This is a genomic window from Maritimibacter fusiformis (assembly GCF_008086115.1).
Taxonomy (GTDB): Bacteria; Pseudomonadota; Alphaproteobacteria; order Rhodobacterales; family Rhodobacteraceae; genus Muriiphilus; species Muriiphilus fusiformis.
Genome location: NZ_VSIY01000013.1, coordinates 111,352 through 124,948 on the forward strand (window position 1 = coordinate 111,352; position 13,597 = coordinate 124,948).

Here is a 13,597-nt window from a genome sequence, read left to right on the forward strand (position 1 = left end):
GCCGGTTGAATCCCCCGGCGATGCCGTGCAGCCTGACGAGGCGCGGCAAACGGAGGTGACGATTGGGCGACGACATCCAGGATCTGTTCGTCATCGGCGGCGGCGTCAACGGCTGCGGCATCGCGCGCGACGCCGCCGGGCGCGGCCTGTCGGTGACGCTGGCCGAACAGGGCGACCTGGCGCAGGCCACATCTTCGGCCTCGTCCAAGCTGTTTCACGGCGGGCTGCGCTATCTCGAATACTACGAGTTCCGGCTGGTGCGCGAGGCGCTGCGCGAGCGCGAGGTGCTCCTGGTCGCGATGCCGCATATCGCCTGGCCGATGCGCTTCGTGCTGCCGCATCACAAGGGGCTGCGGCCGCGCTGGCTGCTGAGGCTGGGGCTGTTTCTCTATGACCACATGGGCGGGCGCAAACACCTGCCCGCGGCGCGCAGCCTCGATCTGGCCGCCTCGCCGGTGGGCGGCGTGCTCAAACCCGCCTATACCAAGGGTTTCGAGTATTCCGATTGCTGGGTGCAGGACGCCCGCCTTGTCGCGCTCAACGCCCGCGACGCGGCGGCGCGCGGGGCCACCATCCTGACCCGCACCAAGGTGACCGGCGCCCGGCGCCACGCCGACCATTGGGAGGTGACGACCGAGGACGCGACGACCGGCGCCGAGACCCGCCACCGCGCCCGCGCGCTGGTCAATGCCGCAGGGCCGTGGGTGGCCGAGGTGCTGGGCGACACGCTGGGCATCGACAGCGACGAACACATCAGGCTGGTGCGCGGCAGCCATATCGTCACGCGCCGGCTGTTCGCCCACGACCAGCCCTATATCCTGCAAGGCGGCGACGGGCGGATCGTCTTTGCGATGCCCTACGAGGGCGAGTTCACCCTGATCGGCACCACCGACGCCGACCACGACGGCCCCCCCGGCGCGGCGGAATGCACCGAGGCCGAGGCCGAATACCTTTGCGATTTCGTCTCGGACTATTTCGCCCGCCCGGTGACAAAGGCCGACATCGTCTGGCGCTTTTCCGGCGTGCGCCCGCTTTACGACGACGGGGCAAGCTCGGCCACGGCGGCGACGCGCGACTACGTGCTGTCGCTGGACGAGGACGGCGCGCCGCTGCTCAGCGTGTTCGGCGGCAAGATCACCACCTATCGCCGGCTGGCCGAACATGCGCTGGAAAAGCTGGGGCATGGGGACGGCTGGACCGCCGGCGTGGCGCTGCCGGGCGGGGATTTTCCCTGGGACGGGGCCGAGGCGCTGACCGAGGAACTGCGCGCGGCCTATCCGTTCCTGGGCGACGACTGGGCGGCGCGGCTGGTCAGAACCTACGGCACCGAGGCGCGGGCGCTTCTGGGCGGGGCGAAAAAGGCCGCCGACCTTGGCCGGTCGTTCGGCGCCACCCTGACCGAGGCGGAACTGGGCTGGCTGGTGGGCCACGAGTTTGCCCGCAGCGCCGAGGACGTGCTGTGGCGGCGCACCAAGCTGGGGTTGCACATGACCCCCGGCGAGGCGCGGGCGGTCGAGGACTGGATGGCAGAAAACGGGAGGGGATATGAAACACATTCTGGCGATTGATCAGGGCACGACCTCGTCGCGCGCCATCGCGTTCGACGCCGCGATGCGGCCCGTCGCCTCGGCGCAGCGCGAGTTTGCCCAGCATTTCCCGGCCTCGGGCCAGGTCGAACACGACCCGGCGGATATCTGGGACAGCGTGCTGGCCACCGCGCGCGAGGTGGTCGAGGGCATCGGGTCCGAGCAATTCGCCGCCATCGGCATCACCAACCAGCGCGAGACCACGCTGATCTGGGACCGCGCCACCGGAGCGCCGATCCACAACGCCATCGTCTGGCAGGACCGGCGCACCGCGCCGCTGTGCGCGAAGCTGCGCGAGGCCGGGCACGAGCCGATGATCACCGCCCGCACCGGGCTGCTCATCGACCCGTATTTCTCGGCCACCAAGGTCAAGTGGCTGCTCGACAACGTCGAGGGCGCGCGCGCACGGGCCGAGGCGGGGGAACTGGCGTTCGGCACCATCGATTCGTTCCTGATCTGGAAACTGACCGGCGGGCGGGTTCATGCCACCGACGCCACCAATGCCGCGCGCACGATGCTTTATGACATCGGCAAGGGGCAATGGGACGCGGACATCTGCGCGCTTATGGGGGTGCCGATGGCGCTGTTGCCCGAGGTGCGCGACTGCGCCGACGATTTCGGCAGCACCGATCCGGCGCTGTTCGGCTCGGAGCTGCCGATCTACGGCGTCGCGGGCGACCAGCAGGCGGCCACCATCGGGCAGGCGTGTTTCCAGCCGGGCATGATGAAATCGACATACGGCACCGGATGTTTCGCGCTGCTCAACACCGGCGACGACATGGTGGCCTCGAAAAACCGGCTGCTGACCACCATCGCCTATCGGCTGGACGGGCGAACCACCTATGCGCTGGAAGGCTCGATCTTCATCGCCGGGGCGGCGGTGCAATGGCTGCGCGACGGGCTGGGCATCCTGAACGAGGCGCAGGACGCCGGCCGGATGGCCCGCCGCGCCGACCCGCAGCAGGAGGTCTATCTTGTGCCCGCCTTCACCGGCCTCGGCGCGCCCCACTGGGACAGCGAGAGCCGCGGCGCGCTTTACGGCCTGACCCGCGGCACCGGCCCCAACGAAATCGCCCGCGCCGCGCTGGAGGCGGTCGGGTTCCAGACCGCCGACCTGATCGCGGCGATGCGCGCCGACTGGCCGGGCTATACCGACGCGCCGCTGAGGGTCGACGGCGGCATGTCGGCCTCGGGCTACACGATGCAGTTTCTCGCCGACATCACCGGGCTTCAGGTCGACCGCCCGGCGGTGCTGGAAACCACCGCGCTGGGCGTGGCCTGGCTGGCAGGGATGCGTGCGGGGCTCTATCCCGACCAGGCCGGATTCGCCGAAACCTGGGCCGCGGACACGCGGTTTCGCCCGAACATGGGCGCCCACGACCAAAGCGCCAAACTGGCCGGCTGGTCCGACGCGGTGCGCCGGACGCTGTCCCAGAGGCGCGCGTGATGCGGCCATCGGCCCTTGCCTGACTGCTCTGCGAAAACGGACCGGAAACGCCGCCCCTGCCGGCGGCATCCGCTACTGAACGGCAGGGAAATAATCGGCCGGAGAAATCCGGACCGCCCCGAGATCGTCGTCCTCACGGGTCAGGAGCACCACCTCCGGCGCAAGGCGTTGATCCGGGGCGGCGCGCACCGCGGCAACCTGCCGGATCGCCATTTGCGCCTGCAGGATCGGATCGTCGAAGGATGCGGCCAGGACGCTGCCGTTCATCAGGCTGCGAATGACCGTGTGGCTCACGTAGGTGGCAAGCAGCGTCGGCCTGTCTGCATCGCGGCGCGCCGCAAGCAGGCCGATCGCCGCTTCGATCGCCGGGGCGCTGCCGATCAGGTAATCCACATCCGGGTGGCGCTCCAACGCAAGCTCGGCCAGCGCGAGTTGCGGCCGGATGCCGGTATCGGCTTCGAACACCTCGAGGATGCTGACCGAACTGCCGGCAAGGCCGTCACGCAGCCCGGCTGCGAGCGGTCCGGTCCAGCCGGATTCGGCGGGGCCGGTCAGGAAAACGGCGGACTTTGCGGGTGATCCTTCGGGGTGCAACTGGCGCAGATGCGCGCCGATGGCATGGCCCATGTCCTGCCAATCGACGCCGATGCGCCCGCTCAGGGCCTCGGCGTGTAGCTCGTTGACCAGCCCGAACACCGGAACCGTTTCCGCGACCCGCGCAATCGCCGTCATCAGGTCGGGGTGGTCCGAGGTCACGGCCCCGATCAGGATCGCGTCGGCGCCCTGTGCAACGCAGGCATCGAGCTGGCCGACCTGTGCCGCGCGCGCCTCGTAGCCGCCGGCCTCGAAGAACAGCAGATCGACGCCCTGCCGCTCGGCCTCCTGTTCAAGGCCGAAGCCGACGCTGAGCCAGTATTCGTCTTTGAAATGCGGCACGAGCACGCAATAGAGCGGGCTTGCGGCGGCGGCGAACGCGCCCGCGAAAACCATGCCGATCGCTGCGATTGTGCCGGCACAGGCGGCCACGTAATGTCTGGAAATGCGACGGACGAGGTTTGACACGAGGCTGATCCAGATACTCTCCGCCATGGCGGCGTTGGCCATCATGGTGGGTGTGGCGGCAATCGGCGTCAACCGCTATCTGGTGCGCGCGCAGGGCGAGCTTGTCCAGACCAGCCTGCCGGCAATCGAACTGGCCAGCAGGATCGGCGTGGCGGTCGAGGTGGTCGACTCGCTGGAGGAAGCGCTGGCCGAGGCCGACACGCGCGAGGGCCTCGATCAGGTCACCGAGGCGCTGATGCGGACCGTGACGAGCATCGAGGAGGGCACGCTGCGGCTGGAGCGGATGAGCCCGAGCCTGACACCCGCCGGGCAATTCCCGCAAGCCGCCGACATCGTCGAGCGGCTGAGCGCGAATGCGCGCGAGGAATTGCGGCTGGCGATGCAAGTCCGCGCCGAGGCGCTCGAGATGTCGCAGGATGGCGCGCGGCTGGACAGTCTGATCGAGGCCGAGACCGATCTGGCCCGTCTCCGGATCACCGCCAGCATCGCCGAACTCTACACCAAACCGGACGCCGACCCGCGACCGGCGCTGGATGCGCTGGCCGACCGCTACTTCTTTGCGTTCGAGCGGTTGACCGAACTGGCCCGCATGGTCGACGCCACGCGCCTGCAATTTCAGCAGGTTCCGAATTTGACGGTGGCGGACGAACTGCAGACGGTGCGCGATGCGCTGACGGCGCGCCTGACATTGGCGGTGCGGCGCGTGGCCTACCTTCCGTCCCCGATGGCGCGGGGCGAGGCGGCGACGCTTCTGGCGCGGCAGCAGGAGGCTCTGGCGCAAGGCGGCCTGATCGCGTTGCAGCAGGACCGGATCGCGCTGCAACAGGCCATTGCCGAGGACCGCGCGCTGCTCGACACGACCATCGCGGCGCTTTCGGAGCGGGGGCGGACGGCGCGTGACACCCTTCAGGCAGACAGCCTTGCCCAGATCGCGGCGGTCCGGCAACGCTCCGGCTGGATGATCGTCGCGCTGTTTGTCATCGTCACCGGCGCGGTGATCGCGGGGGCCACGCTCTGGCTCTATGCGCGTCGGCAACTGGTCGAGCGGCTGGGAAATATCTCGCGCCGCATCGTTGCGGTGGCGCGGGGCGATTATGGCGCGCCCTTGCCGATCAGCGGCAATGACGAGATCGGGCGCATGGAAAAGTCGCTCAACATCCTGCGCCGCCGCGCGATTGACGCCGCGCGGTTGCGTGACAGCCTTGAGGAGGCGGTGATCGCGCGGACGGGCGACGTTGTGGCCGAGATGCAGGCCTCGGACGCGGCGCGTGCGCAGGCGGAGGCCGCCGACCAGAGCAAGACCGAGTTTCTCGCCCGCATGAGCCACGAGATCCGCACACCCCTGAACGGCATCATCGGCATGCTCGACCTGCTGGTGGTCGAGGAACAGGACGCGGACCGCCAGAGCCGGGCGCGCACCGCGCTTGCCTCGGCGCGCGAACTGCTGGAGATCACCAACGACATTCTCGCATACGCCGGCAGCGAGGACAGGGGCAATCGCGGCAACCCGGTGCATTTCCGGCTGCGCGAACTTGTCGGGCAGATGGGGCATCAGTTGCAGTCCCTTGCCGGACCAAAAGGGCTCGAGACAATCATCGACATGGCCGAGCCTGCGCCGCAGGCCCTGTTCGGGGACGTGGTGAAGATCCGACAGATCGTCGGCAACCTGATCTCGAACGCGGTGAAATACACAAGGCGCGGGACGGTGACGCTCCGGGTGGATCACGCCATCGACCCGGAGAGCGGCCAGCCCGTCCTTAGCTTCACGGTCGCGGACACCGGCATCGGCATGACGCGCGAGGCCATCGCGCATGCCTTCGATGCCTATACGCGCGCCGATTCAGCCAAGCGCGCGGGGATCGAGGGGATTGGCCTTGGTCTGGCCATTTCGCGCAACCTGACCGAGGCGCTGGGCGGTGCGCTCAGCGTCGAGAGCGAGCCCGGGGTCGGCAGCCGGTTCACGCTGACCGTGCCGCTGCAAAAGGGCGATATGGCCGCCGCCGCCGACGACGATGCGGGCATGCCGCCGGACCGGCTGGGCCACCGGGTGCTGGTGATAGACGACCACGCCGTGAACCTGATGGTCGCGCGCGGCTATCTCGAACGGCTGGGATGCCAGGTCAGCGAGGCCGCGACAGGCACCGCCGGTCTGCAAGCCTGCCGGACGCAGAGCTTCGATCTGGTTCTGATCGACCTCGATCTGCCGGACATGCGCGGCGAGGCGGTTGCGGCGGAGCTTGGACAACGCGCGGATGCGCCCATTCTGGTCGCGCTGACCGCGCATCTGATCGACGACACGCCCGAGAACCGCGCGCGGCATGGCGTGTCGCGGATTCTGTCCAAGCCGGTCTCGCCCCGCGCCCTTGCCGAGGTTCTGAAAAGCGTGCCCTCGCCCGCGCTGCCGCCAGACTACCGCCAGGTTCTGGGCAGCCTGACCGACGACCTGCGCGACCTGGGACGGGACACCACCGCGCTGATCGTGCGGGAGTTTCTGGACGACCTGCCCCGCGCCGTGAACGCCATCCTGACCGCGACGCCCGAGGCGCAACTCAAGGCGGCGCACAAGTTGAAGGGTGCGGCCGCGAACTTCCGGCTGGACGCGCTCTATTCGGTGTTGGCCGACGTGGAAGCCGCCGAGGGCGGCGCAGATGAGGACTTGCTGCGGCTCGTGCAAAGCCGCGCAGACGACGCGGAAAAGGCGTTGAAAGCCGCCGCCGCAGAGACCGGGCTTCAGACCGATGCCGGGTCCACGAACTGATAGCCCTGCCCGTGCACCGTCAGTATCCACTCGGGGTTGGCCGGGTCGCGTTCCAGTTTCTTGCGCAACCGCCCGACCACCACGTCGATCATCCGGTCGTTCGAGCGCAGGGCGTCGCGCCCCATCAACTCGGCCAGCCGCGCCCGGCTGAGGGTCTGGCCGGGATGGTCGGCGAGGGCTGACATCACGTCGAACTCCTGGCTGGTGAGGGTCTCGATGCGCGCCGCCGATGCCAGCCTGCGGCGGATGCGATCAAAACACCAGGGGCCGAAATCCACCACCGGTGGCGGGCCTTGCGGAGGCTTTCCGATGTCGGAAATGCGCGCCAGCAGGTTCTTGACCCGCGCCGCCAGTTCTCGCTTGTCGAAGGGCTTGGTCACGTAATCGTCGGCGCCCATCTCAAGCCCGACGATCTTGTCGACCTGATCGTTGCGCGCGGTGAGAAGGATGATCCCGACCCGCGAGGCGGCGCGCTGCTCGCGCGTGATGGTCAGCCCGTCCTTGCCTTCGAGGTTGATGTCGACAAGCAACACCTCGGGCGGATCGGTCTGGGTGATGAACTCCATTTCCTCGGCGTTCTCGGCCTCGCTGACGCGGTGCCCCTGCTCGCGCAGATAGGCGGCCAGGCGCATGCGCGTGGTGCGATCGTCTTCCACGATGAGGATGTGATGGGCCATGCGCCAGATTACAAATCTTTACATTTTCGAACAACTCATTTTGCGCCGCATCAACGAATGCCGACCGCCTCAAGAATAGTGTGAGGCCAGACAGTCAGCCACAGGAGACATGAAATGTCATTCAACCACCCGTCCCGACGCGCCTTCCTGCAAGGCGGCGCTGCCATGCTGGGCACCACCAGCCTGATGGGCACGACGGCCATGGCCGCGCTCGACCCCAACTCGTTCAAGGACCGCGTTTTCCATGCCACCCACTATGGTCCGTTCGAGGCGGTGGTGCGTGACGGTAAACTGGTCGGCGTCAACAACATCGTCGAAATCGACGCGCGTCCGACCGAGATGCTGAGCCACGGCATCATGGACCGCACCTATGACAAGTCGCGGATCAACTATCCGATGGTGCGCAAATCCTACCTTGAAGGCTGGGAGACCGGCGACACCAAGCCCGAGCTGCGCGGCAAGGAACCCTATGTCCGGGTCGACTGGGACACGGTCTGGAGCCTGTCGGCCAAGGCGCTGCTCGACACCGCCGCCAACCACGGCAACGAGGCGATCTTCAGCTCGTCCTACGGCGGCTGGTCGAACGCGGGCAACTTCCGGCCCAACGTGCTTCAGGGCCGCCTGATCAACCTCATCGGCGGCTGCACCAACACCGCCGGCGACTGGTCGGCCGGCGCCAGCCAGGTGTCGCTGCCGCACATCATCGGTGACATGGAGGTCTATTCGGCGCAATCGGCCTGGGAGACGATCCGCGACAACACCGAGGTGTTCGTGCTGGTCGGGTGCGACCCGATCAAGAACAACCGCATCGAGTTCACCGTGGCCGACCACGGCATGTATGCCCATTGGGAAGAGATCCGCGACGCGGGCGTCAAGTTCGTGTCGATCAACCCGCAGCGCACCGCGTCCGACGAATACCTGGATGCCGACTGGGTCCGGATCGTGCCGAACACCGACGTTGCCCTGTTCTGCGCCATGGCCAACCATGTGCTTGCACAAGGCCTCGAAGACCGCACCTACATGGACACCTATACCGTCGGCGCCGACAAGTGGATCGCCTATCTCAACGGCGATGACGATGGCGTTGCCAAGACACCGGACTGGGCCGCCGATATCACCGGCATCGAGGCGGACAAGATCCGCGAGATGGCCGAGCTGTTCGCCACGTCCAACACCTCGATCGCCGGCGCATGGTCGCTGCAGCGCGCCCAGCACGGCGAGATGACGCATTGGGCGATCATCAACTTCGCCGCGCTCACCGGCAAGATCGGCAAGCCGGGCTGCGGCGTCGGCTTCAGCTGGCACTATGGCAACGGCGGCATGCCGGTGTCGGGTAAGGCGACGCCCTCGGGCATGTCCCAGGGCCGCAACTTCGTCAAAGGCGTCTGCCCGGCCAGCCGGATCACCGACATGCTGGAAAACCCCGGCAAGCAGGTCTTCTACAACGGCAACACCCACACCTACCCGGACGTGAAGGTCATCTTCAACGCCGGCAACAACTTCATGAGCCACCAGCAGGACACCAACCGCCTGATCAAGGCGCTTGAAAACGTCGAAACCGTCATCAGCGTCGATGTCTGGTGGACCGCGGCGACGCGCTGGTGCGACATCGTGATGCCCGCGGCCTCGACATTGGAGCAGGACGACATCAGCGTCGGCGGCACCTATTCCAACGACAAGGTCTACGCCATGAAGAAGGTGATCGAGCCGGTCGGCGACAGCCTGCCCGACTACGAGATCTTCGAAGGGCTGGCCGACAAGTTGGGCCTGTGGATGCAGTTCACCGAAGGCGAAGACAAGATGTATCACATCCGGCTCGCCTACGAGAAATCCGGGGCGGCCGAGCACACGCCGTTCGAAGAGTTCTGGGAAAAGGGCTATGCCCGCATGGAGGTGCCGGAAGAAGCCCGCGCCTGGACCCGCCACAGCGCGTTCTACAACGACCCCGAAGGCAGCCCGCTGCACACCACCTCGGGCAAGATCGAGATGTTCTGCGAAGACTTCGCCAAGCTCGGGATCGACGACATGCCCGGCATGCCGATGTGGATGGAAAAGCACGAATATCTCGGCAATGCCAAGGAAGGCCAGTTGCACGTCGTGTCGCCGCACCCGTGGTTCCGCCTGCACAGCCAGATGGACCAGTCGGAAAACCTGCGCGCGCTTTACAAGGTGCAGGGGCGAGAGCCGGTGCGGATCAACACCCAGGACGCCGCGGATCGCGGCATCGAGGATGGCGATCTGGTCGAGCTTTACAACGACCGTGGCACGGTGATCGCCGGGGCGGTTGTCAGCGACGACATCATGCCGGGCGTGGTCTCGATCTACGAAGGGGCCTGGCCGTCGCTCGACAGCAAGGGCCGGTGCAACTCGGGCCTGGTGAACTTCCTGACCTCGACTCAACCGTCTTCGGGCCTTGCCCAGGCGACCACGGCCAACACCGTGCTGTGCTACATGCGCAAGTGCGAAGACCCCGAGGGCCCGAACCTGGCCTACGAGAAGCCGGCCATCATCGAGGACATGGAGATCGCCGAGATCGACGAGGACGTGCTTGGCCTCGATCGCCTCTACGACCTGACCGAGAAGCTCTATGCCGACATGGGGCCGGGTGAGAAGATCTACTTCGAGCGTTGCACGGTCTGCCATGCGCCGCGCGAAGTCACCCACTTCACGCAGCAACAGTGGCGCGGCATCACGCCGTCGATGTTCCCGCGTGCGGGCCTTGAAGGCGAGGAGGCCGAGCTGGTGATGGACTACCTGCTCAAGAACGCCTCCGACGCGATGTAGGCATTCCGAACACCACCCAGGGGGCCGGTTTTCCGGCCCTCTGGTCTCATTCACCCCCAAGGAATTCGCGGAGAGGACGATGCATATTGCCCGCGTAACCGCCGGTTGCAGCTGTGACAGTCTGGCGGACGCCACCGAGATGATGAGCGTCACCGACGCGCTGGTCCGCGCCCTGGCGCAGGTCGCCCCGATCACCGAGACGGAGTCCGTCCCGCTCGCCACGGCGCTGGGCCGCACCACCGCCGGGGCCGTCCGCGCCACCGAGGCGATGCCGTTTTTCGACAACTCCGCGATGGACGGCTTTGCGCTGCGATGCGCCGATCTGGACGGGCGCTGCTGCCTGCCCGTCGCGGGCACGATCGCGGCTGGCGACGCGCCGTGCGATCTGCCGGCAGGCGCCGCCATGCGCATCTTCACCGGCGCGCCGCTGCCGCTCGGCGCGGATGCCGTGGTGATGGTCGAGGCCTGCGTCGACAAGACCACGAAGGTTCATATCGAACGCGCACCTGCCGTGGGCGACAACATCCGCCGCGCGGGCAGCGATCAGGCGGTCGGGCAGAAGCTGCTCGACGCCAACACGCGGATCGCGGCGCATCACATCGGCCTGCTGTCCGCCAATGGCATCGACGCGGTCGAGGTGATCCGCAAGCCCCGTCTCGCGGTGTTCTCCACCGGCGACGAACTGCAGAGCGGCCCGCGTGCGCCCGGCCAGATCCCCGATTCCAACCGCCCGATGCTGCTGGCGCTGGCGCGCGAGGCCGGTGCGGATGTCACCGACCTGGGCATCCTGCCCGACGACGCCGCGGCCACCGCCGAAGCCCTGCATGGGATCGGCGACCGCTACGACCTGATCCTGTCCTCGGGGGCCGTCTCGATGGGCGGCAAGGATCACATCCGCGAAGCCCTCATCGCCGCCGGCGGCACGGTTCACGGCTGGCGCGTGGCGCTGAAGCCGGGCAAGCCGGTGATGTTCGGAACGCTGGGCGCGGCTGCGTTCACCGGCCTGCCGGGCAATCCGTTTGCCGTGCATGTCGGCTTTCACCTGTTCGTGCTGCCGCAACTCGCCCGCCTGCTGGGCGCGCGGATCGCGCCGTTTGCCCCGGTGCCCGCGATTGCGGGCTTCGCGTGGTCGCGCAAACCGGGCCGGGCCGAGGTTTTCCCGGTGCGCCTTGCGGCCTACGACGAGGCGGGCCTGCCCGTTCTGGAGCGCCTTGGGCAAAGCGTGTCGGCCACGCTGCTGCCGCTTGCCGGCGCTGACGGCCTGGCCATCGTGCCCGCCGACTGCCGCGAAATATCACCCGGCACGCCGCTGTTCTGGCGTCCGTTCTGCCCCGCTGGAGACGTGACATGAGCCTCTACCCCCTCGCCGCCGTGCGTTTCGAGCGCGCAGATATCGACGGGTTTTTCGCCGACCTGGCCGAAAACCTGACACTGAGCGGCCTTCGCGTGCGCGGTGCGTTGCAGACGCGCGGGGCCGAAGCCGGCGAATGCCACTGCGCCGACATGGACCTCACGACCCTCGGCTCCGGTCGCGTGTTTCGCATCTCGCAACCCCTGGGCAATGGCTCACGCGGGTGCCGGCTGCACCACGGCGCGCTGGCCGAGTGCTCGTCCTTCATCGAGCGCGAACTGGACGGCGGCGCCGATCTTCTGATCCTCAACCGGTTTGGCCGCGGCGAAAGCGAGGGGCGTGGGTTTCGCGACCTGATCGGCAAGGCCATCGCGCGCGGCGTGCCGGTGTTGCTGGCCGTGCGCCCGACCTATCAGGAGGCGTGGTCCGCGTTCGGTGCCGGACTGTCCTGCGATCTGCCGATGACGCGGGACGCCGTGCTGGCCTGGTTCGACCAGACGCGGGAGGCGCGCGATGCCGCTTGATGCCACCCCCGCCGCACTGGTCGACAGCTTCGGACGCACCGTCACCTACCTGCGCCTGTCGGTGACCGACCGCTGCGATCTGCGCTGCACCTACTGCATGGCCGAAAAGATGACGTTCCTGCCCAAACGCGATGTCCTCAGCCTCGAGGAACTGGCGCGGCTCGGCGATATTTTCATCCGCCGCGGCGTGCGCAAGCTGCGTTTGACCGGCGGCGAGCCGCTGGTGCGCCCCGATGTGATGGACCTGTTCCGCGACCTGTCGCGCCACCTGAAATCGGGCGCGCTGGACGAGTTGACGCTGACGACCAACGGCACGCAACTGGCCCGGCACGCGCAAACGCTGGCGGCCTGCGGGGTGCGGCGCGTCAATGTCTCGCTCGATACGCTGGACGCCGACCGTTTTCGCGAGCTGACGCGGATCGGGAATATTTCCCGCGTGTTCGCGGGCATCGACGCGGCCCTTGGCGCCGGGCTGAAGGTGAAGCTCAATGCCGTCGCGAGCCTGGGCGCGTTCGAGGCCGAAGTCGACGACCTGATCCGATTTGCCCATGCGCGCGGCATGGACCTGAGCCTGATCGAGGAAATGCCGCTGGGCGACACCGGGCTCGACCGCAGCCAAAGCGTCCTTTCGCTGCGCGACCTGGAGGCGGAACTGGCCCAGCGCTGGACGTTGACGCCCAGCCGGCGCAACTCGGGCGGGCCGGCGCGTTATGTGCAAGTGGCGCAAACCGGCGGCCAACTCGGCTTCATCTCGCCGATGTCGTGCAATTTCTGCGCGCTGTGCAACCGTGTTCGCGTCAGCTGCACCGGGCGGCTCTACACCTGCATGGGCGACGAAGGCTCGATCGATCTGCGCACCCCGCTTCGCACCTCCGAGCAGGCGACGGTCGAGGCTATCCGCGCGGCCCTGCGCACAAAACCCGAGCGGCATCGGTTTGACATTTCACGAATGGCAAGCCCCGCTGTGGCACGCCATATGTCCGCGCTTGGCGGATAGACGGTTCGAACCCGAAAGGAAACGACCATGAGCAAGACCCTCCCTGCCGCCGCCGGCGACCTGGCGACGACCCATCCCGCGATCTGGTCGGCCTATGCCGACCTCGGGGCGGCAACCGCCGCTGCCGGAGACCTCACGAAGCGCGAACGCCGCCTTGTCAAACTCGCGCTCGCAATCGGCGCGGGTTCCGAAGGCGCGGTTCATTCGCACGCCCGCCGGGGCCTGGCCGAAGGCGTTTCCGAGCGCGATCTGCACCAGGTTGCCCTCTTGGCCATTGGCCCCCTGGGCCTGCCCCGTGCCGTCGCCGCCGGCACCTGGATTTCGGATATGACCGAGAAATAATCTGCAGCACGAGGTGCCGGACGCCCGATCGCGATGCATGAGGGTGCCGTCGCCTGACTGGCCTTTGCG

10 protein-coding genes are annotated in these 13,597 nt (G+C 67.6%); 8 read left to right on the forward strand and 2 right to left on the reverse strand.

Annotated elements, in window-relative coordinates; translation table 11 throughout:
- The first annotated feature begins 62 nt into the window (after positions 1-62).
- Together glpD and glpK are read left to right on the forward strand one after the other, a co-directional pair.
- Complete coding sequence (gene glpD, locus FVF75_RS12765) at positions 63-1,568, forward strand: glycerol-3-phosphate dehydrogenase (protein ID WP_148378561.1); 1,506 nt, start codon at positions 63-65, stop codon at positions 1,566-1,568.
- The gene (glpK, locus tag FVF75_RS12770; protein ID WP_148378564.1) at positions 1,546-3,033 is read left to right on the forward strand and encodes a glycerol kinase GlpK; all 1,488 of its coding nucleotides are present in this window, start codon (positions 1,546-1,548) and stop codon (positions 3,031-3,033) included. Before glpD ends, glpK begins: the two co-directional genes overlap by 23 nt.
- Positions 3,034-3,105: 72 nt before the next feature.
- On the opposite strand, the gene torT is transcribed toward glpK, so the two are convergent.
- Positions 3,106-4,122, reverse strand: coding sequence for a TMAO reductase system periplasmic protein TorT (gene torT / locus FVF75_RS12775; protein ID WP_148378567.1), 1,017 nt, complete (start codon positions 4,120-4,122; stop codon positions 3,106-3,108).
- Between torT and FVF75_RS12780 the strand changes: the two genes are divergently transcribed.
- Entirely contained in the window at positions 4,121-6,853 is a 2,733-nt protein-coding gene (locus FVF75_RS12780) for an ATP-binding protein (protein ID WP_246138083.1), read from the forward strand. The two genes, torT and FVF75_RS12780, sit on opposite strands and share 2 nt — an antisense overlap.
- Here the strand turns inward: FVF75_RS12780 and FVF75_RS12785 are convergent.
- Positions 6,826-7,530 carry a response regulator gene (locus tag FVF75_RS12785; protein ID WP_148378573.1) on the reverse strand — a complete coding sequence of 235 codons (705 nt, stop codon included), beginning with the start codon at positions 7,528-7,530 and terminating at the stop codon, positions 6,826-6,828. The genes FVF75_RS12780 and FVF75_RS12785 overlap by 28 nt on opposite strands.
- Before the next feature lie 114 nt (positions 7,531-7,644).
- On the opposite strand from FVF75_RS12785, the gene FVF75_RS12790 reads away from it, so the two are divergent.
- The 5 genes from FVF75_RS12790 to FVF75_RS12810 all read left to right on the forward strand — a co-directional run bounded on the left by FVF75_RS12790 (position 7,645) and on the right by FVF75_RS12810 (position 13,528).
- The gene (locus tag FVF75_RS12790) at positions 7,645-10,314 is read left to right on the forward strand and encodes a molybdopterin-dependent oxidoreductase (protein ID WP_148378576.1); all 2,670 of its coding nucleotides are present in this window, start codon (positions 7,645-7,647) and stop codon (positions 10,312-10,314) included.
- A gap of 79 nt (positions 10,315-10,393) precedes the next feature.
- A complete protein-coding gene (locus tag FVF75_RS12795) occupies positions 10,394-11,665 on the forward strand; it encodes a molybdopterin molybdotransferase MoeA (protein WP_148378579.1) in 1,272 nt (423 codons plus the stop codon).
- Positions 11,662-12,189: a DUF2478 domain-containing protein gene (locus tag FVF75_RS12800; RefSeq protein ID WP_148378582.1), complete on the forward strand. Its 528-nt coding sequence runs from the start codon at positions 11,662-11,664 to the stop codon at positions 12,187-12,189. The genes FVF75_RS12795 and FVF75_RS12800 overlap by 4 nt, the downstream gene beginning before the upstream one ends.
- Positions 12,179-13,186: a GTP 3',8-cyclase MoaA gene (gene moaA / locus FVF75_RS12805; RefSeq protein WP_148378585.1), complete on the forward strand. Its 1,008-nt coding sequence runs from the start codon at positions 12,179-12,181 to the stop codon at positions 13,184-13,186. Before FVF75_RS12800 ends, moaA begins: the two co-directional genes overlap by 11 nt.
- Positions 13,187-13,213: 27 nt before the next feature.
- Positions 13,214-13,528, forward strand: a complete 315-nt coding sequence (locus FVF75_RS12810) for a carboxymuconolactone decarboxylase family protein (protein WP_148378588.1) — start codon at positions 13,214-13,216, stop codon at positions 13,526-13,528.
- Positions 13,529-13,597: the final 69 nt, after the last annotated feature.

Coding starts and splice junctions, on each gene's coding strand:
- FVF75_RS12800 (WP_148378582.1), top strand. CDS start 11,662: ATGAGCCTCTACCCCCTCGCCGCCGTGCGTTTCGAGCGCGCAGATATC.
- glpK (WP_148378564.1), top strand. CDS start 1,546: ATGAAACACATTCTGGCGATTGATCAGGGCACGACCTCGTCGCGCGCC.
- torT (WP_148378567.1), bottom strand. CDS start 4,122: ATGGCGGAGAGTATCTGGATCAGCCTCGTGTCAAACCTCGTCCGTCGC.
- FVF75_RS12795 (WP_148378579.1), top strand. CDS start 10,394: ATGCATATTGCCCGCGTAACCGCCGGTTGCAGCTGTGACAGTCTGGCG.
- FVF75_RS12780 (WP_246138083.1), top strand. CDS start 4,121: ATGGCGGCGTTGGCCATCATGGTGGGTGTGGCGGCAATCGGCGTCAAC.
- moaA (WP_148378585.1), top strand. CDS start 12,179: ATGCCGCTTGATGCCACCCCCGCCGCACTGGTCGACAGCTTCGGACGC.
- FVF75_RS12810 (WP_148378588.1), top strand. CDS start 13,214: ATGAGCAAGACCCTCCCTGCCGCCGCCGGCGACCTGGCGACGACCCAT.
- FVF75_RS12785 (WP_148378573.1), bottom strand. CDS start 7,530: ATGGCCCATCACATCCTCATCGTGGAAGACGATCGCACCACGCGCATG.
- FVF75_RS12790 (WP_148378576.1), top strand. CDS start 7,645: ATGTCATTCAACCACCCGTCCCGACGCGCCTTCCTGCAAGGCGGCGCT.